At 65.2% G+C, this 18,313-nt stretch carries 17 protein-coding genes and 1 pseudogene; 13 read left to right on the forward strand and 5 right to left on the reverse strand.

Annotated features, from left to right (window positions below; all coding sequences use genetic code 11):
- Window positions 1-504, reverse strand: a 504-nt coding sequence (locus BST12_RS03880; protein ID WP_139801475.1) for a PE family protein, incomplete at its 3' end; no start/stop codon positions are given.
- Window positions 505-730: 226 nt separating this feature from the next.
- Here BST12_RS03880 and purB point away from each other — a divergent pair.
- From purB to BST12_RS03895, 3 genes are read left to right on the forward strand one after another with little or no spacing between them, the layout of a single operon-like run.
- A complete protein-coding gene (gene purB, locus BST12_RS03885; RefSeq protein WP_083111706.1) occupies window positions 731-2,149 on the forward strand; it encodes an adenylosuccinate lyase in 1,419 nt (472 codons plus the stop codon).
- Complete coding sequence (locus BST12_RS03890) at window positions 2,146-3,384, forward strand: cytochrome P450 (protein ID WP_083111707.1); 1,239 nt, start codon at window positions 2,146-2,148, stop codon at window positions 3,382-3,384. The genes purB and BST12_RS03890 overlap by 4 nt, the downstream gene beginning before the upstream one ends.
- The gene (locus BST12_RS03895) at window positions 3,381-4,367 is read left to right on the forward strand and encodes a tellurite resistance/C4-dicarboxylate transporter family protein (protein ID WP_139801476.1); all 987 of its coding nucleotides are present in this window, start codon (window positions 3,381-3,383) and stop codon (window positions 4,365-4,367) included. The genes BST12_RS03890 and BST12_RS03895 overlap by 4 nt, the downstream gene beginning before the upstream one ends.
- On the opposite strand, the gene BST12_RS03900 is transcribed toward BST12_RS03895, so the two are convergent.
- The gene (locus tag BST12_RS03900; RefSeq protein WP_083111709.1) at window positions 4,348-4,965 is read right to left on the reverse strand and encodes a hypothetical protein; all 618 of its coding nucleotides are present in this window, start codon (window positions 4,963-4,965) and stop codon (window positions 4,348-4,350) included. The genes BST12_RS03895 and BST12_RS03900 overlap by 20 nt on opposite strands.
- 52 nt (window positions 4,966-5,017) lie before the next feature.
- Here BST12_RS03900 and BST12_RS03905 point away from each other — a divergent pair, with 52 nt between their 5' ends.
- Entirely contained in the window at window positions 5,018-5,911 is an 894-nt protein-coding gene (locus BST12_RS03905) for a phosphoribosylaminoimidazolesuccinocarboxamide synthase (RefSeq protein ID WP_083111710.1), read from the forward strand.
- A complete protein-coding gene (locus BST12_RS03910; RefSeq protein WP_083111711.1) occupies window positions 5,908-8,022 on the forward strand; it encodes a S9 family peptidase in 2,115 nt (704 codons plus the stop codon). The genes BST12_RS03905 and BST12_RS03910 overlap by 4 nt, the downstream gene beginning before the upstream one ends.
- Here the strand turns inward: BST12_RS03910 and BST12_RS03915 are convergent.
- Entirely contained in the window at window positions 8,014-9,804 is a 1,791-nt protein-coding gene (locus tag BST12_RS03915; protein ID WP_083111712.1) for a PPE family protein, read from the reverse strand. The two genes, BST12_RS03910 and BST12_RS03915, sit on opposite strands and share 9 nt — an antisense overlap.
- A 143-nt stretch (window positions 9,805-9,947) precedes the next feature.
- Window positions 9,948-11,501: a DHA2 family efflux MFS transporter permease subunit gene (locus tag BST12_RS03920; RefSeq protein ID WP_139801477.1), complete on the reverse strand. Its 1,554-nt coding sequence runs from the start codon at window positions 11,499-11,501 to the stop codon at window positions 9,948-9,950.
- Window positions 11,502-11,634: 133 nt separating this feature from the next.
- Between BST12_RS03920 and BST12_RS03925 the strand changes: the two genes are divergently transcribed.
- A complete protein-coding gene (locus tag BST12_RS03925) occupies window positions 11,635-12,339 on the forward strand; it encodes a DUF2334 domain-containing protein (RefSeq protein ID WP_083111713.1) in 705 nt (234 codons plus the stop codon).
- A gap of 46 nt (window positions 12,340-12,385) precedes the next feature.
- A complete protein-coding gene (locus BST12_RS03930) occupies window positions 12,386-14,056 on the forward strand; it encodes an FAD-binding dehydrogenase (RefSeq protein WP_083111714.1) in 1,671 nt (556 codons plus the stop codon).
- A 22-nt stretch (window positions 14,057-14,078) separates the two neighbouring features.
- Here the strand turns inward: BST12_RS03930 and BST12_RS03935 are convergent, their stop codons facing one another.
- Window positions 14,079-14,717: an MBL fold metallo-hydrolase gene (locus tag BST12_RS03935; RefSeq protein ID WP_083111715.1), complete on the reverse strand. Its 639-nt coding sequence runs from the start codon at window positions 14,715-14,717 to the stop codon at window positions 14,079-14,081.
- Between BST12_RS03935 and BST12_RS03940 the strand changes: the two are divergent.
- The 6 genes and pseudogenes from BST12_RS03940 to purQ all read left to right on the forward strand — a co-directional run bounded on the left by BST12_RS03940 (window position 14,694) and on the right by purQ (window position 18,307).
- Window positions 14,694-15,427: pseudogene (locus BST12_RS03940) on the forward strand (ATPase). The gene BST12_RS03935 and the pseudogene BST12_RS03940 sit on opposite strands and share 24 nt — an antisense overlap.
- A 57-nt stretch (window positions 15,428-15,484) precedes the next feature.
- Window positions 15,485-16,237 carry an LLM class flavin-dependent oxidoreductase gene (locus BST12_RS03945; RefSeq protein WP_083111717.1) on the forward strand — a complete coding sequence of 251 codons (753 nt, stop codon included), beginning with the start codon at window positions 15,485-15,487 and terminating at the stop codon, window positions 16,235-16,237.
- A gap of 104 nt (window positions 16,238-16,341) precedes the next feature.
- Window positions 16,342-16,782 carry a 6-pyruvoyl trahydropterin synthase family protein gene (locus tag BST12_RS03950; protein WP_083111718.1) on the forward strand — a complete coding sequence of 147 codons (441 nt, stop codon included), beginning with the start codon at window positions 16,342-16,344 and terminating at the stop codon, window positions 16,780-16,782.
- Window positions 16,783-16,821: 39 nt separating this feature from the next.
- Window positions 16,822-17,313, forward strand: a complete 492-nt coding sequence (locus tag BST12_RS03955) for a 6-pyruvoyl trahydropterin synthase family protein (protein WP_083111719.1) — start codon at window positions 16,822-16,824, stop codon at window positions 17,311-17,313.
- An 83-nt stretch (window positions 17,314-17,396) separates the two neighbouring features.
- The gene (purS, locus tag BST12_RS03960; RefSeq protein ID WP_083111720.1) at window positions 17,397-17,636 is read left to right on the forward strand and encodes a phosphoribosylformylglycinamidine synthase subunit PurS; all 240 of its coding nucleotides are present in this window, start codon (window positions 17,397-17,399) and stop codon (window positions 17,634-17,636) included.
- A complete protein-coding gene (gene purQ / locus BST12_RS03965) occupies window positions 17,633-18,307 on the forward strand; it encodes a phosphoribosylformylglycinamidine synthase subunit PurQ (protein WP_083111721.1) in 675 nt (224 codons plus the stop codon). The genes purS and purQ overlap by 4 nt, the downstream gene beginning before the upstream one ends.
- Window positions 18,308-18,313: the final 6 nt, after the last annotated feature.

An 18,313-nucleotide genomic window follows, 5' to 3' on the forward strand; every position in this document is an offset into this window, starting at 1 on the left:
GCCGCCGCTGCCGAACAGCCCGGCGGCCCCCCCGGCACCGCCAATTACGCCGGACCCGCCCGCGCCGCCGTTGCCGTACAACCAACCACCGGCCCCGCCGGCGGCCCCGACAGCCCCGGTCCCGTTCGCCCCGTTGGCGCCGTTGCCGATCAGTGGGCGTCCGGTAGCCGCCACGAAGGGCGCGTTGATCGCGTTGAGTAGCGGACTGGTTATCGACGCGGCGCTGGCGGCCTCGGCGGCCGCATAGGAACCCGCGCCGGCGGTCAAGGCCCGCACAAACTGGTCATGAAACACCGCGGCCTGCGCACTCACCGTCTGATAGGACTGGGCGTGCGCGCCGAACACCGCCGCAACCGCCGCCGACACCTCATCGGCGCCCGCGGCCAGCACCGCCTCGATGTTGCCCGCCGCCGCGGCGTTGGCCGCCCCGATCGCCGAACCGATACCCGCCAAATCCGTGCCAGCGGCCGCCATCCACTCCGGCACTGCGATCACATACGACATCGGACACCTCCCATGAGGTCATGGCCCAAAAAGCTGGGACGACCCGCGAGATGCCCGGTTACCAGCAACGCACGGGCAGGAGCGAATTGTATCGCCGTAGGGAATGCGAAACGCCGATTTCGTCTTTTCCGCCCCCCAACACCCCGCGGAGCCCATCGATAGGACGCAGCCAGGAAATCAAATCAGGGCACCGCACGACCGTAAGCTGTGTTTCGTGAGTTCCCCAGTGAGCATGCCGAACGTGCTGGCCAACCGTTATGCCAGCGCCGAGATGGTCGCCATCTGGTCGCCGGAGGCCAAAGTGGTAGCCGAGCGGCGCCTGTGGCTGGCCGTCCTCAAGGCACAGGCCGAGCTGGGCGTGGACGTCCCCGCCAAGGCGATCGCCGACTACGAACGCGTCCTCGAGGACGTCGACCTGGGCTCGATCGCGACCCGCGAGCGCGCCCTGCGCCACGACGTCAAGGCCCGCATCGAGGAATTCAACGCGCTGGCCGGTCACCAGCAGGTGCACAAGGGAATGACCAGTCGCGACCTGACCGAGAACGTCGAGCAGCTGCAGATCCGGCGCTCGCTGGATCTGGTCTTCTCGCACGGAGTGGCCGTGGCGGCCCGGCTCGCCGAGCGTGCGGTGGTCTATCGCGACCTGGTCATGGCCGGGCGCAGCCACAATGTCGCCGCGCAGGCCACCACGCTGGGCAAGCGATTCGCTTCGGCCGCGCAGGAGACGCTGGTCGCGCTGACCAGGCTGCGGGAGTTGATCGAGCGCTACCCGTTGCGTGGCATCAAGGGCCCGATGGGCACCGCCCAAGACATGCTCGACCTGCTGGACGGCGACAGCGCCAAGCTCGCCGAATTGGAGCGTCGCGTCGCCGACTTCCTAGGCTTCGCACTGGTTTTCAGCAGCGTCGGGCAGGTGTATCCGCGCTCGCTGGACCACGATGTGGTGTCCGCACTGGTTCAGCTGGGCGCCGGACCGTCCTCGCTGGCCCACACCATTCGGCTGATGGCCGGGCACGAACTGGTCACCGAGGGTTTCGCGCCGGGCCAGGTGGGCTCCTCGGCGATGCCGCACAAGATGAACACCCGCAGTTGTGAACGGGTCAACGGGCTGCAGGTCGTGCTGCGCGGCTATGCCTCGATGTCGGCCGAGTTGGCCGGCGCGCAGTGGAACGAGGGCGACGTCTTCTGTTCGGTGGTGCGCCGGGTTGCGTTGCCGGACAGCTTCTTTGCCGTCGACGGGCAGATCGAGACGTTCCTGACGGTGCTGGACGAGTTCGGCGCATACCCGGCGGTGATCCAGCGCGAGCTGGACCGCTACCTGCCGTTCCTGGCCACCACCAAGGTGTTGATGGCGGCGGTGCGAGCGGGCATGGGCCGCGAGTCCGCGCACCACGTGATCCGCGAGCACGCGGTAGCCACCGCGCTGGCCATGCGCGAACAGGGCGCAGAGCCTGACCTCTTGGACCGGTTGGCCGCCGATCCGCGGCTGCCGCTGAGCCGCGATGCGCTAGACGCCGCACTGGCCGACAAGAAGGCGTTCACCGGAGCCGCTGGCGACCAGGTCGACGAGGTCGCCGCGATGGTGGACGCGTTGGTGGGCCGCTATCCCGACGCGGCCAAATACACTCCGGGAGCGATCCTGTGACTCTCGCCGGCGCTCTCGCGGATATCGACTTCACCGACCTGGACAACTTCGCCAATGGTTTTCCGCACGACTTGTTCGCCGTCCATCGACGCCAGGCGCCGGTGTACTGGCACGAGCCGACCGACAACACTCCCGACGGCGAAGGCTTCTGGTCGGTGGCCACCCACGCGGAAACCCTTGAGGTACTTCGTGATCCGGTGACTTACTCGTCGGTCACCGGCGGTGACCGGCCGTTCGGCGGCACGCTGCTGCAGGATTTGGCCATTGCCGGCCAGGTGCTCAACATGATGGACGACCCACGGCATTCATACATCCGGCGACTCGTCAGCTCCGGGCTGACCCCGCGGATGATCCGCCGCGTCGAGGACGACCTGCGCGCCCGCACCCGCCGACTGCTGGACGCCGTGCAGCCGGGTGAGCCGTTGGACTTTCTGGTCGAGGTCGCCGCCGAGCTGCCGATGCAGATGATCTGCATCCTGCTGGGAGTGCCGGAATCCGAACGGCATTGGCTGTTCGAGGCCATCGAGCCGCAATTCGATTTCGGCGGATCCCGCAAGGCCTCGCTGTCGCAGCTGTCGCTCGAAGAAGCCGGCTCGCGGATGTACAGCTATGGCCAGGAGCTGATCGCGGCCAAGCGGGCCAATCCGACCGACGACATGCTGTCGGTCGTCGCCAACGCGATGCTCGACGATGCCCAGGCGCCGGCCCTAAGCGACCTCGAGGTGTACCTGTTCTTCAGCCTGCTGTTCAGCGCCGGCGCCGAGACGACCCGCAACGCGGTGGCCGGCGGCCTGCTGGCGCTGGCCGAGCATCCAGATCAATTGCGTGCGCTGCGAACCGATCTCGAGTCATTGCCGACGGCCGTCGAGGAGATGGTCCGCTGGACCTCGCCGTCGCCGTCGAAGCGGCGCACCGCCACCCGCGACGTCACGCTCGGCGGCCAGTCGATCGAGGCGGGGCAGAAGGTGCAGATCTGGGAGGGCTCGGCCAACCGGGACGCCAATGTGTTCGACCGCCCGGACGAGTTCGACATTCGCCGGAAACCAAACCCGCACTTGGGTTTTGGACAGGGCGTGCACTATTGCCTGGGTGCCAATCTGGCCCGGCTGGAGCTGCGGGTGCTGTATGAGGAACTGCTGACGCGCTTCGAGGGCGTCCGGGTGACCCAACCCGTGGAATGGACACGCAGCAACCGGCATACCGGCATCCGGCACCTAGTCGTCGAACTGCGGTGAAGGCCCGGCTCGCTGACCTCGAGCCGGCACCCGACGTGTTCGCCGCGGTGATGGCTACCGGAATCCTGTCGATCGCCGCGGGCAAGCATGAGTACACCCGGATCAGTGACGCGTTGGGCGTGCTGGCCACGGCCGCACTCGTTGCCCTGGCCGGATTGGTGATGGCCCTTGCACTCGCCAAACGAAACGCATTGTGGGACTTGACCGATCCCGACGTGACACTGCGACTATTCACCTTCGTTGCCGCCTGTGCGGTGCTGGACAGCCGGCTGGCGTCCTCTGCCGCGGTGATGTATGTGCTTGGCGCCGTTGCGTTGTCGTCGTGGTTGGCGCTGGCGTTGCTCAGTGCGCGCAACATGGCGAAGGCTCGCCCCTGGAGGGCGCTGCGCGACCGGGCGCACGGCGCCTGGGAGCTGGCCAGCGTGGGTACCTCGGGTCTGGCGATCGTTGCCACCCAGGTGGATCTGCACACCCCGCATCACTGGGGGCTGTGGGTGGCCGTGCCGGTCTGGCTGGTGGCTCTATGTCTTTACGGGTTGATGACCTGGCTGATTTTGTGGCGCGCGATCGCCGAGCGCGCCAAGGAGCTGGAGCCCGATTCCTGGATTCTCATGGGCGGGTTGGCGATTGCCACGCTGGCCGGTGACAACATCCATACCCTGGCCGCGAGCTGGCTGGCGCCGACGGTGCGAGTGCTCACCGTGACTACCTGGGTGGCGGCCACGCTGTGGATACCGGCGTTGATCTACTTCGGCCTGCAGCGAATCAACCGGCGGCCCGGCATGTTGCACTTCGCCGGTGTGTGGTGGGCGATGGTATTCCCGCTGGGCATGTACTCGGCAGCCACCGCCGCGACGGCGGCCGAGCTCGGTCAGCGTTCGCTCAGCACGGTGTCGCTGGTGTTCTTCTGGGTAGCACTGGCGGCCTGGGTCATCGTCGCCAGCGCCGGTCTGCTGCGGGCCGTCAATAACGCCGCAGGCTGATCCCGGCCGCCCGCAGCTCGAGGGCGGCCAGCCCGCGGATGATCGCCGGATCCTCCTGGCGCCACCCGCCGACGGGATCCGCGCTGACGGCGGCCAGCTTGGCCGGCGAGCGGTTCGCCAACGCGCGCAACGCGAGCAGCTGCTGACCGGCCGACGTTGCGGCCAGCGCAGTCACGGTCCACTTGCGCCGGAAGAACCGCAGCCGCAAAAACAGCCACGGCCCGCCGAAAGCGAGAATCGGCGTCGCGGACACCGCGATCGCCAGCACCACCGCGAGCCAGCTCGCCGTGGTGTCCAGACTGTGCCCCGCCCCGGCGATGTCGAGGGCCGCGTCGGCGGCAGCGGTGAGCGGCTTGCTGAGCGCGTCACCGACCAACGGCACGTGTTGTGCGCCGTGGCCCGCCGAGCCCAGATTGCCGGCGACGCCGTGCGCGCCGATCTCCACCTGCCGGCCCGCCTCGGCGATCGTCGAGATTGCACTGTGCACGGCGATGCCGACGAACACCCATATCGTGGTCCACACCGCAACGACGATGTCGCTCATCAGTTGGATGAACAGTCGGACCGGTCTGGTGGAGTAGGGCAAGTACCGCGTCATAGTGCTGATCCCAGCACAGTGCTGGTCTTATCCCGCCCGATAGGCTGACCCGATGCGTCCCGCATTGTCCGATTACCGGCATCTGACCAGCGGCAAGGTCCGTGACATCTACCGCGTCGATGATGAGCATCTGTTGCTGGTCGCCAGCGATCGGATCTCGGCGTACGACTTCGTCCTGGACAGCACGATCCCGGACAAGGGCCGCATCTTGACCGCGATGAGCGTGTTCTTCTTCGGCCTGGTCGACGCGCCCAACCACCTGGCCGGCCCACCGGACGACCCGCGCATCCCCGACGACGTGCTCGGCCGCGCGCTTGTGGTACGCCGGCTGGAAATGTTCCCGGTCGAGTGTGTGGCCCGCGGCTACCTGACCGGGTCGGGGTTACTGGACTATCAGGCGACCGGCAAGGTGTGCGGCATTGCGTTGCCACCCGGATTGGTCGAGGCCAGCAAGTTCAGCACGCCGCTGTTCACTCCGGCAACCAAAGCCGAACTGGGTGACCACGACGAGAACATCTCGTTCGACCGGGTGATCGAAATGGTGGGCGTGGTGCCTGCCAACCAACTGCGCGACCGCACCCTGCAGATCTACGTCCAGGCCGCCGACCACGCGCTGACCAAGGGAATCATCATCGCCGACACCAAGTTTGAATTCGGCAGCGACCGCGACGGAAACCTGTTGCTGGCCGACGAGATCTTCACCCCCGACTCGTCTCGGTACTGGCCCGCCGACGAGTACCGGCCCGGTGTGGTCCAGAACAGCTTCGACAAGCAGTTCGTCCGCAACTGGCTCACCAGTCCCGCGTCCGGCTGGGACCGGCACGGCACTGTGCCGCCGCCGCCGCTGCCGGATGACATCATCAAAGCCACGCGTGACCGCTATATCAATGCCTACGAACGTATTTCGGGCCTGAGCTTCGACAGCTGGATCGGGCCGGGCGCATGACGGCAAATCCGACTCCGCCCAAGGCGAAACGGGTGGAGACCCGGCGCGAGCATCACGGCGACGTCTTCATCGATCCCTACGAATGGCTGCGTGACAAGGACAGCCCGGAAGTCATCGCCTACCTCGAGGCCGAAAACGACTACACCGATCAGCTGACCGCACACCTGGAGCCGTTGCGGCAGAAGATCTTCGACGAGATCAAGGCCCGCACCAAGGAAACCGACCTGTCGGTTCCGAGCCGGCGCGGCGACTGGTGGTACTACGGCCGCACCTTCGAGGGCAAACAGTACGCCGTCCATTGCCGTTGCCCGGTGGCCGATCCCGACGACTGGGATCCGCCGGAGTTCGATCAGCACACCGAAATACCCGGTGAACAATTGGTCCTCGACGAAAACGTGGAAGCCGAGGGCCACGACTTCTTCGCGCTGGGCGCGGCCGGCATCAGCCTGGACGGCAACCTGCTTGCCTTTTCGGTCGATGTGGTCGGCGATGAACGATATACGCTGCGGTTCAAGGACTTACGCACCGGCGAGCAGTATCCGGACGAGATCGTCGGCATCGGCGCCGGGGCGACCTGGGCCGCCGACAACCGCACCGTCTACTACACGACGGTGGACGCGGCCTGGCGCCCGGATACGGTGTGGCGCTACCGGCTCGGCGCCGCCGACTCGTCCGAGCAGGTCTACCACGAACCCGACGAACGGTTCTGGCTCGCGGTCGGACGCACCCGCAGCAACGCCTACGTGATGATCGCGGCCGGCTCGTCCGTCACCTCTGAGGTCCGCTACGCCGACGCGGCCGACCCCGATGCCGAGTTCACCGTCGTGCTGCCCCGGCGGGAGGGTGTCGAGTACTCGGTCGAGCACGCCGTCGTCGGCGGGCAGGACCGATTCCTGATCCTGCACAACGACGGCGCGGTGAACTTCACGCTGACCGACGCGCCCGTCGGCGACCCGACGCGGCAACACACCCTGATTGCGCACCGTGACGATGTCCGGCTGGACGGCATGGATGCCTTCGCCGAGCATCTGGTGGTCAGCTACCGGCGCGAGGCGCTGCCCCGGATTCAGTTGTGGCCCTTGACAGACGACGGTTACGGTGCGCCCGAGGAGGTTTCGTTCGACTCCGAGCTGATGTCGGCGGGCCTCGGCCCCAATCCGAACTGGATTACGCCGAAGCTGAGGGTGGGCGCTGGATCTTTCATCACCCCGATGCGGATCTACGACATCGATCTGGTGACCGGCGGGCGCACCTTGCTCAAAGAGCAGCCGGTGCTCGGCGGCTACCGCCGGGAGGACTACGTCGAACGCCGCGATTGGGCCCACGCGGACGACGGCGCCCGGATCCCCATTTCCATCGTGCACCGCGTCGGGCTCGAATTCCCGGCTCCGGCAATGATTTACGGCTACGGCGCCTACGAGATGTGCGAGGATCCCAGGTTCTCCATCGCCCGGATTTCGCTGTTGGACCGCGGCATGGCGTGTGTGGTCGCCCACGTCCGCGGTGGCGGCGAGATGGGACGGCTGTGGTACGAGCACGGCAAGATGCTGGAGAAGAAGAACACGTTCACCGATTTCATCGCGGTGGCAAGGCATTTGGTGCAGACGGGGATCACCCGGCCGCAGCAGCTGGTGGCTCTCGGGGGCAGTGCCGGCGGGCTGCTGATGGGCGCGGTGGCCAACATGGCGCCGGATCTGTTCGCCGGGATTCTCGCGCAGGTGCCGTTCGTCGACCCGCTGACCACGATCCTGGACCCGTCGTTGCCGCTGACCGTCACCGAGTGGGACGAGTGGGGCAACCCGTTGAGCGACAGTGACGTCTACGAGTACATGAAGTCGTATTCGCCGTACGAAAACGTCGCAGCCAGAAGGTATCCGGCCATCCTGGCGATGACATCGCTGAACGACACCCGGGTCTATTATGTCGAGCCGGCGAAATGGGTTGCGGCGCTGCGGCACACCAACGGTGACACCAGCGCTGCGGGCAGCCCGGTGCTGTTGAAGACCCAGATGAACGCCGGTCACGGTGGCATCAGCGGCCGCTATGAACGCTGGAAGGAAACCGCATTCCAGTACGCCTGGCTGATCGCTACCGCCGGCTTGTCAACCTGAATGCCAGAAGCCCGAAAACCTGCTGCCCGTGTTGAAGCCGCCGGAGTTGAAGAAGCCGACGTTGTACAAGCCGGAGTTCGCAAACCCGTTCTCCGGACCAGAATTCGCGTAACCGGAGTTTCCGTGACCGCCGCGGTTGTGGATGCCCGAGTTCAATTCGCCCAGGTTTCCCAGGCCGGAGACGGCGTTTCCGATGTTCCCGTAGCCACTGGTCAGGCTGCTCTGTATGCTGCCGAAGCCCGAGTTGAAGCTGCCATCGTTCCAGAAGCCCGAATTGGGCCCCGGGCCGTTGTTGCCGAAGCCCGAATAGGGGCCGGGGCCGTCGCCGCTGTTTCCGAACCCGGTGTTCAGATGGCCGGCGTTGAATCCACCGGTGTTCACGAAGCCTGAGTTGAAAAAGCCGGTGTTCGTATCGCCCGAATTGAATCCGAACGAATTGGTTAAGCCCGAGTCGAAGTTGCCGGTGTTGACGTTGCCGGAATTGAAAGCGCCGGTGTTCGTCTGACCGGAGTTGAAGAGGCCGGAATTTTCGCTGCCAGAGTTGAAGAACCCGGTGTTCAGCCCACCGGAGTTGAAGAATCCACTGTTCACATCGCCCGAGCTGCCCCAGCCGGTGTTGGTTTGGCCCGTGAGGGCGATGCCGGTGTTGCCGGTGCCGGCGTTCCCGATGCCCACGTTGTTGGTACCTGAGTTGAAGAAGCCGATATTTCCGGTCCCGGAGTTGCCCAAGCCGATGTTGCCGGTGCCGGAGTTGAGCCCGCCAGCGAAATTGAAGCCGATTTGGTGGTCGCCGGTGAGCCCGATGCCGATGTTGCCGACGCCGGTGTTGCCGAAGCCGATGTTGAAGCTGCCGGTATTGCCAAGGCCGACGTTGCTGGTGCCGTTGTTTCCGTACCCGACATTCGAATCGCCGTTGTTGCCGCTGCCGACGTTGGTGTTTCCGGTGTTGCCGCTACCAATGTTCGAGTTCCCGGTGTTCCCGCCGCCGGCATTGGCGGCGCCGTGGTTTCCGTTGCCCAAGTTCCAGTCGCCGCGGTTCCCGTTGCCCAGGTTGAAGTTGCCGTTGTTTCCGCTGCCGACGTTTCCGCTTCCCGGTCTTCTGTCGCCGGCCGAGTTCCCACTCCCGACGTTGTAGCTGCCGAGATTGCCGCTGCCCAAATTGACGTCGCCGGTGTTGGCGCTGCCGGCGTTGTAGTTGCCGGTGTTGCCGGAGCCGATGTTGCCACGACCTATGTTCCCGAACCCCGGATTCCAATCAAACGCGCTGAGCAGGCTTTGCCACGGGGAAAGTCCCGCGGCGGCGATCGTGGCGCTCGCGTGGTAGTCCGCCATTGCGACGACATTCTGGACCCACATTTGCTCGTACTCGAACTCCGTCGCGAAAATCGCCGGAATGTTCTGGCCGAACAGGTTCGACCGGGCAAGCGACACCAACTGGGCTCGATTGGCCGCAACTGCCGGCGGTGGCACCGTCGCGGTGAACGCTGTTTCGAAGGCGGCGGCTATCGATTGAGCCTGTCCCGAGGCTTGCTCGGCGTGGGCGGCCGCCGCGGTTAGCCACCCCGAATACGGCGTCGCGGCGGCGAGCATCGATGCCGACGACGGACCCCGCCACCACTGGTCTGCCAGCCCCGAGATCGTCGACGTGAATCCCGTTGCCGCCGAATTCAATTCGGCTGCCAGCCCGTCCCAAGCCGCGGCCGATGACAGCAATGGCCCGGACCCGGCACCGGAAAACATCAGCGCCGCATTCACTTCGGGCGGCAGAACCAGATATTGCATCGCGACAATATCCTTCCTATCGCAACCGCCGACGCGGCGAACGCCAAAACCGACCCGACAAGAGTAGGGCGTTGGGTGACCGCCCGTGGACGAATCGTTTGAGTCGGCGGTCGTCGTCGACGGTTGATCAGCCGGCCGGTTGATCAGCCGGCCGGCCGTTTGGGCAAGAACGTCGCCGGAATGATGCTCAGCGCCATCAGCACGACCGCGACCGCGAACACAACCGCGTAGGCGTGGGAAAGGTCGTGCAGCGCAGCACTGCTCAATGCCGGGTTGACGGGACGTCGTGTCATTTCCGCGGCCACCTTGTTTGCCGCGGCGATGTTTTCGCTGCGATTCACTTGATTGGTCAGCATCATCGACATCAAGGCGGTTCCGATTGAGCCGCCCACTTGCTGGTTGACGCTGAGCAGCGTCGAACCGCGGGCGATCTCTCGCGGAGCGAGCGTCTGCATCGCGGCTCCGGAAAGCGGTGTCGTCGTGCACCCCATACCCATGCCCACGATCATCAGGCCGGCCATCAGCATCGGTAGGTACGCCGCCTGCGTGGCCATAGCGAAGGTAAAGGTGACCAGGCCAATGACGATCACGGTCAGACCAAGCAACACGCACTTGCCCGGACCGCGCCGGTCCATGAAAGCTCCGGCGAATGGGAGGGTCAGCATCGCGCCGAGCCCATTGGGGACCATATGCAGTCCGGACTGCAACGGCGTCTGGTGCAGCACCTGCTGCAAATAACCCGGCAGCAGCAGGCCCGTGCCGTAGAACGCGATCGCGAATACCAGCAGCGTCACATTGGCTTGGGTGAACACAAAATTGCGGAACAGCCGCAGATCGATAAGGGGGTGGTCGACGCGGTACCAGGCATGCAGCACGAACGCGACGATCAAGGCCAGGCCAATGCCTACCGGGATCAACACATGACGATCGGCCACCGTGCCGCGACCTGGAATGGACGACACGCCGAAGAGCAGTGCGGCCAGGCCGGGCGATAACAGTAGTACTCCGACCAGGTCGAACGCCTCGGATGGTGTTGGGCGGTCCTTGGGGAACACAAATGTCGCCATGATCAATGCGGTGAATCCGATCGGCAGGTTGACCAAAAAGATCCACGGCCAACCGAAGGCGCTGATCAGTAAGCCTCCCAGGGTAGGTCCGCCGAGCGGGCCGAGCAGCATCGGGATGCCCAGGACCGCCATCATGCGTCCCAGCCGTCTTGGCCCGGCCACCCGAGTCAGGATCATGAAGCCCAGCGGCATCAACATGCCGCCACCTATTCCCTGCACCACCCGAAAGGCGATGAGCAGCAGAATATTCGGCGCCAACGCGCACAACAGTGAGCCGAGGACAAACGCCAAAACCGAACCCATCCAGATCCGTTTGGTGCCGAATCGATCTGCTGCCCAACCGGTTATCGGTATCACCGTCGTCATCGCAAGCATGTAGCCGGTCATGGTCCAGCCGACGACGGCCTGAGTAGAACCGAACTCGACGATGAATGTGCGTTGGGCGACGCTGACGACCGTGGTGTCCAGGATCGACATGAACGCGGCCAGCAGGCAAACCCCGGCGACCCGGAGTGTCCCGGCGTCGAGCTTGTCGGGATAAACGTGTTCGCCGGGGTGTGACTGCCCCGTGCTGGGCACCCCGGTATCTGCTGCTGCGGCTCGCGCCTCATCCATGGCGTTGCTGAGCATATCGGGGCGGGCGACAGCTACCGGCCCAACCCTGCGGACGGCCGCTCTTTGCGCTGGTCAGATGGGCTGGATATACGTCTATTGTCTGCATGTACTTCACCGTCCCGAAACCTGGGATCGGCAAACTACAAGCGTGTCTGGAAAACTGATCGTTTCGGTATCGAGCATCGGTGTGAACACCCTGGCCGAAGTCGACGCATTCTGCGGGGAGATGGATGCCCGCTCGGTACCCGTCTCGTTGTTGGTGTCTCCGCGCCTGCGCGGTGAGTACCGGCTTGACCGGGACGCGCAAACCGTTGACTGGCTGGCTGAGCGGCGCGCGGGCGGCGATGCGCTGGTGCTGCACGGGTACGACGAGGCCGCAACCAAGAGGCGGCGTGGCGAGTTCGCGACGTTGCACGCCCATGAGGCGAACCTGCGGCTGATGGCCGCCGACCGGATCCTCGAACACCTCGGGCTGCGTACCCGGTTGTTTGCCGCACCGGGCTGGCTGGTTTCGCCCGGGGTGGTGAAAGCCCTGCCGGGCAACGGCTTTCGCATGCTCGCCGATTTCCACGGGATCACCGATCTGGTCCGCAATTCCACGGTGCGTGCCCGCGTGCTCGGCATCGGGGAGGGATTTCTGGCCGAGCCGTGGTGGTGCCGGATGGTAGTCATGTCGGCCGAGCGCATCGCCCGGCGCGAGGGGGTGGTGCGGATCGCGGTGGCCGCCCATCATCTGCGCAAGCCCGGGCCGCGTCAGGCCATGCTGGATGCCGTCGACCTGGCCTTGATGCACGGCTGCGCGCCGACGGTCTACCGGTGGCGGCGGGACAAGGCGATCCTCGACGCCGCCTAAAACCTTGCGGCAGGCGAGGTAACCGCTACCACTACCCTGTACCGACATGAGCGATTCTGCTGTGCCGGACGGGTTCACCGCCGACGCGATTATCGTCGGCGCCGGCCTTTCGGGCCTGGTAGCCGCCTGTGAACTAGTGGACCGCGGCTTGCGGGTGCTGATCGTGGACCAGGAGAACAGCGCCAATCTGGGCGGCCAGGCCTACTGGTCCTTTGGCGGGCTGTTCTTCGTGGACAGCCCCGAGCAGCGCCGGCTGGGCATCCGTGACAGCCATGAACTCGCCCTGCAGGACTGGCTGGGGACAGCGGCTTTCGATCGTCCAGAGGATTACTGGCCTGAGCAATGGGCACATGCCTACGTCGATTTCGCGGCGGGGGAGAAGCGCAGCTGGCTGCGTGCGCGCGGGCTGAAGATCTTCCCGTTGGTGGGCTGGGCTGAGCGCGGCGGTTACGACGCACAGGGACACGGCAACTCCGTGCCGAGATTTCACATCACCTGGGGTACCGGGCCGGCACTGGTCGAGATCTTCGCTCGCCGGCTGCACAACCGGCCCAACGTGCGGTTCGCCCACCGCCACCAGGTCGACAAGCTGATCGTCGAGGGTGATGCGGTGACGGGAGTTCGGGGCACCGTGCTGGAACCCTCAGACGAGCCGCGCGGTGCGCCGTCGTCACGAAAAGCATTGGCAAAATTCGAGTTTCGCGCCTCGGCCGTGCTCGTCACCAGCGGCGGCATCGGCGGCAATCACGATCTGGTGCGCAAGAACTGGCCGAAGCGGATGGGCCGCGTCCCAAGGCAATTGCTCAGCGGGGTCCCGGCGCACGTCGACGGCAGGATGATCGGCATCTCGCAACGGGCCGGCGCACGGGTGATCAACCCCGACCGGATGTGGCATTACACCGAAGGCATCACCAACTACGACCCCATCTGGCCGCTGCACGGCATCCGGATCATTCCGGGCCCGTCGTCGCTGTGGCTGGATGCCGCGGGCAATCGGTTGCCGGTTCCGCTGTATCCCGGCTTCGACACCTTGGGAACGCTGGAACACATCACCCAGTCCGGGTACGACTACACCTGGTTTGTGTTGAACGCCAAGATCATTGAGAAGGAATTCGCGCTGTCCGGCCAGGAGCAGAATCCCGACTTGACCGGCCAGAGCCTGCGCGAACTGGTGAGCTCGCGGCTGCGGTCGGGGCCGCCGGGGCCGGTTCAGGCCTTCATCGACAAGGGTGTGGACTTCGTCAGCGCGCACACCTTGAGTGAGTTGGTGGACGGCATGAACGAGCTGCCCGACGTGGTTCCGCTGGATTACGACACCGTGGAGGCCGCCGTCACCGCCCGGGATCGTGAAGTGGTCAACAAGTTCAGCAAGGATGGCCAGATCACCGCGATTCGGGCCGCCCGCGGCTATCTGGGCGACCGGCTCGGCCGGGTGGTGGCGCCGCACCGGCTGGTCGATCCGAAGGCCGGACCACTGATCGCCGTCAAGCTGCACATCATCACCCGGAAAACGTTGGGCGGCATCGAAACCGACCTCGACGGACGAGTGCTCAAGTCCGACGGGACGCCGCTGAGCGGCCTGTACGCCGCCGGCGAGGTGGCCGGTTTCGGTGGCGGCGGCGTACACGGTTACCGGGCCCTGGAGGGCACCTTCCTGGGTGGCTGCATCTTCTCCGGCCGCGCCGCCGGCCGCGGCGCCGCCGACGACATTTCCTAGCTCGCGGCAGGTACGCGGCGGCTCAGAAGGTGACTGCGGTCTCCTCGGGCAGCACCTGGAAATCGGCGTCGGTCATCTCGGTGAACCGGCTGTAATAGATGCCCCGGGCATCCGGGGCGACGACGCCTTGGTGAATGGGCACCGCGCGGGCCGGGGCGACGGCCCGCAGGTAGTCGATCGCCTCGGAGATCCGCATCCACGGCGCGGCCGCCGGATTGGCCAACACGTCCACCGGTTCGTCGGGCACGAACAATGCGTCACCGGGATGCATCAGCCGGGCACGGTGCTCGCCGTCGTCCACCAAGTACGAAAGGTTTTCTATCACAGGGATTTCCGGATGGATCACGGCGTGCCGGCCACCGACCGCGCGGATGGTCACGTCGCCCACCGGCAGCTCATCGCCGACGTGCACTTCCTGGCATGGCTCGCCGAGTTGCGCCGCGGTTTGCGAATCGGCGTACAGCACGGCACCGGGGTTGCCGTCCAGCAGCGCGGGTAGCCGTGCGACGTCGACATGGTCGGGGTGCTGGTGGGTGATCAGGATTGCGGACAGCCCGGTGATGCCTTCGAAGCCGTGCGCAAACGTACCCGGATCGAAGAGCACCTTGGTTGCACCGAACTCGGCGAGCAGGCAGGAATGACCGAAATGCGTCAGTTGCATGTTTACGATTGTGCACTGATGAGGCCCGGAATGAGATGGTGCACATGCGGGTGATGCTGGCGGCGATGTTGGTCGCCGGCAGCTTGGTGGTCACGCTGCTGGTGGTGCCGCCCGTGCACGCGGAGCCCGAAACGTGCCCACCGGTGTGCGACCAGATTCCCGGCAGCGCATGGATGCATAAGCAGGCGATCCCACTGGATTCGGTGTACGGCTGGCCCGCACTGGCCGGAGCGGCCGTCGCGACAACCGGGACTACGCCCCGGTTCCGCTTCGAGGAAGTGTGTGGCACGCCGGCCTTTCCACAGGACAGCCGCATCTCCGCGGTGGCCGGGCGGGTGACGGCGGCGCGCCCCGACGGCCAGTGGCAGCTGCAGGCCCAGATTCTGCACTGGCGTGGCGACACCGCCCGCGGGGGCGCGATCGCGGCCGGAGTGTTCGGCGCGGCCGTAGCCGCACTGCGCGCCTGCCAGCTGGGGGCACCGGCGCAATCGCCGTCGGTCACCGACGACGAACCGACGCGGATGGCCGCGGTGATCAGCGGGCCGGTCGTGGTGCATACCTATCTTGTCGCGCACGTATCCAGCAGCACGCTCAGCGAACTCACGCTGTGGTCGTCCGCGCCGGTGGTGCAGTGGCCGGTAATCTCCGACAGCGCGGTCCTGGACGCCATGACCAGCCCGCTGTGCGCGGCCTACATCGGTTCATGCTGAAGGACTGCGCGGCAGGAAATCGGCTCTGGCACTGTATTTCTGCTGTAGGTTCGGCCAATGGTCACAGTCGACGTTCTCTATAGCGGAGCCATGCACGCCTGGCCGGAGCTGAGGGAGAACGTGTTGCGGGCCGAAGCCGAAGGTTTCGGAACCGCATGGGTTTACGACCACATGTCGGGCTCGGTTTTGTCGAGTAGCCGTATGCTGGAATGCTTTACGCTCGCCGGCGCGTTGGCGGCGGCCACCTCCACGATCGGCATCGGCACGCTGGTGGTCAACGCGGCTAACCGGACGGCGGGCATGACGGCGGTTGCCGCCGCCTCGGTGCAAGAGATCAGCGGGGGACGTTTCATATTCGGCCTGGGCGCCGGCGCCGCCCCGGGCAGCCGCTGGGCGCAAGAACACGAGGTGCTCGGCATTCCGCTGCACGATTCGATGCGAGATCGGCACGCGCACCTCGTCAGCATTCTCGACCTGTGCGACGTGCTGTGGGACCCGAACCGAGACGCGAAGTGGAACGGCTTTCCACTACCGTCGCCGCGCCCCCCGGTGTTGCTGGGAGTCAACAGCGTTGCACTGGCCAAGCTGGCCGGTGAGCGGTGCCAGGCCGTCAATGTCCGGCTCGAACACCCTCGAATCGAGGAGTTCTTCCAGGCCGCACGCGACGCGCGAGCGCAGTCCGCGAACCCGGCGGCGCCGCTTGATCTCAGCGCGTGGACCGACCTCAGCGAGGCTTCGCTGGATTCTCGCGGGGAAGCGCAGCGGCGAATCGACGAGCTTGGCGGTCACCGGTTAATTCTGGCCGGCTGATAGGTCTTGGCCGGGCATGGCCAGGGATCTAACATTCATTAGGCGAAACCGGTAACAGCCCGCGGTATCCGGGTACGGCTGTTGGCCCCGGAGGTGGAGAACCTATGACACGCACGATCGAGAAGACGTTTCGATTTGATGCCGGCCACCGATCCCTGGGTTTCGACTATAAGAAAGAAGAAACGATCCACGGCCACACCTGGGAGTTAAAGCTCATTCTCGAGTCGGAGCTAGAGCTCGATGGGATGAGGACCGTGTTCGATACCAATGAACTTGCTGTGGTCGTGCGGCCCATTATCGACTCCTTGGACCACTCCTTCATCATTTGGACCGAAGATCCGATATTCGATGAGTTTGTGAAGCTCTGTGAGCTCGCAGACGTGGCCGACAAGGTCTATCCCGTCGACTTCAACCCCACCATCGAGGGTCTTGTGCAGCACATATACGAGCAGGTGAGCGGCAAGCTGCAGGTCGACGGCTGCGTGCTCAGGCGCGCGGAACTTCGTTGCGCATCCACTCTCAACGCCAGCTATGGCATTAACTAAGCGAAGTCAGTCCTAACCGAATACATCCAGGGAGCAGGTATGGCCTACACCATCAAGCAGACTATTCGCCTCGAAATGGGTCATCGGACATGGACGCACGACATGCGGACCAGCCGGGGCGGAAGTGAGCTTTTTACCCCGGAATTGGTGGCTAACAAATGCGCCAACCTGCACGGCCACACGATATTCGTATCGGTGACCCTTACCGGTGACACTCTTGACGACCAGTACTTCCTCTTGGATACCGACCTGTTGGACAACGCATTTCGGCCCATTCTGGACGAAGTGGACCACGCATTCGTCGTCGATAAGAACGACCCGCTCTATGAGGACATCGCTGCGATCACCCGAAAAGGTGGACTGAAGCTGTGCACGGTCGACTTTTCACCGACTTTTGAGGCGCTGGTGCGCCACTTCTACGACCGCCTCCAGGCGGTCATCGAGGAGAAGGGTCTGTCCGACCAGCTGCGGATCAAAGAGATGAAAGTTCTTGGTGAACAGACGGTTGAGGCCACCTACTCGGGTGCGTAAGGGCGAGTAGCGCGCGCTGCGGCAACGGGCCGCCGGTAGAGTTGGCGTCGATCTTCGACCGTTATGCCCTGAGGAGGACGCCGGTGGCCCGGGTGGTCGTGCATGTGATGCCCAAAGCGGAGATTCTGGACCCGCAGGGTCAGGCGATCGTCGGTGCGCTCGGGCGCCTCGGCCATCCTGGGATCTCAGATGTCCGCCAGGGCAAAAGGTTTGAGCTGGACGTCGATGACACGGTGGACGATTCCACCCTCGCCGAGATCGCCGAGTCGCTGCTGGCGAACACGGTGATCGAGGACTGGACCATCAGCCGGGACGCTCAGTGACGACACGCATCGGGGTCATCACGTTCCCGGGCACGCTTGACGATGTGGACGCCGCACGCGCGGCGCGGCTGGTCGGCGCTGAGGCGGTCAGCCTGTGGCACGCCGACGCCGATCTCAAAGGCGTGGACGCCGTGGTGGTGCCCGGCGGCTTTTCCTACGGTGACTACCTGCGCGCGGGTGCGATCGCCAGATTCGCCCCGGTGATGGGTGAAGTTGTCGCCGCGGCCGGCCGCGGGATGCCGGTGTTGGGAATTTGCAACGGATTTCAGGTGCTATGTGAGGCCGGGCTGCTCCCTGGGGCGCTGACCCGAAATGTGGGGCTGCACTTCGTCTGTCGCGACGTGTGGTTGCGGGTGGCGTCGACGTCGACCGCCTGGACGTCACGTTTTGAGCCGGACGCGGACCTGCTGGTACCGCTGAAGTCGGGTGAGGGCCGTTATGTGGCGTCGCAGCAGGTGCTCGACGAACTGGAAGGCGAGGGCCGAGTGGTGTTCCGCTACCACGAAAACCTCAACGGCTCGCTGCGCGACATCGCCGGGATCAGCTCAGCAAATGGCCGGGTCGTCGGCCTGATGCCACACCCCGAACATGCCATCGAGGCGCTCACCGGGCCGTCCGAGGACGGCCTCGGCCTGTTTTACTCGGCACTCGACGCCGTGCTGGCCGCCTAATGGCTC

The organism is Mycobacterium angelicum (assembly GCF_002086155.1).
Classification (GTDB): Bacteria; Actinomycetota; Actinomycetes; order Mycobacteriales; family Mycobacteriaceae; genus Mycobacterium; species Mycobacterium angelicum.

What these genes read in the sequence shown, in the direction of transcription:
- BST12_RS03910 (WP_083111711.1), top strand. Translation starts at nt 5,908, where the DNA reads ATGACGGCAAATCCGACTCCGCCCAAGGCGAAACGGGTGGAGACCCGG.
- BST12_RS03900 (WP_083111709.1), bottom strand. Translation starts at nt 4,965, where the DNA reads ATGACGCGGTACTTGCCCTACTCCACCAGACCGGTCCGACTGTTCATC.
- BST12_RS03905 (WP_083111710.1), top strand. Translation starts at nt 5,018, where the DNA reads ATGCGTCCCGCATTGTCCGATTACCGGCATCTGACCAGCGGCAAGGTC.
- BST12_RS03945 (WP_083111717.1), top strand. Translation starts at nt 15,485, where the DNA reads ATGGTCACAGTCGACGTTCTCTATAGCGGAGCCATGCACGCCTGGCCG.
- BST12_RS03950 (WP_083111718.1), top strand. Translation starts at nt 16,342, where the DNA reads ATGACACGCACGATCGAGAAGACGTTTCGATTTGATGCCGGCCACCGA.
- BST12_RS03930 (WP_083111714.1), top strand. Translation starts at nt 12,386, where the DNA reads ATGAGCGATTCTGCTGTGCCGGACGGGTTCACCGCCGACGCGATTATC.
- BST12_RS03915 (WP_083111712.1), bottom strand. Translation starts at nt 9,804, where the DNA reads ATGCAATATCTGGTTCTGCCGCCCGAAGTGAATGCGGCGCTGATGTTT.
- BST12_RS03935 (WP_083111715.1), bottom strand. Translation starts at nt 14,717, where the DNA reads ATGCAACTGACGCATTTCGGTCATTCCTGCCTGCTCGCCGAGTTCGGT.
- BST12_RS03955 (WP_083111719.1), top strand. Translation starts at nt 16,822, where the DNA reads ATGGCCTACACCATCAAGCAGACTATTCGCCTCGAAATGGGTCATCGG.
- BST12_RS03920 (WP_139801477.1), bottom strand. Translation starts at nt 11,501, where the DNA reads ATGCTCAGCAACGCCATGGATGAGGCGCGAGCCGCAGCAGCAGATACC.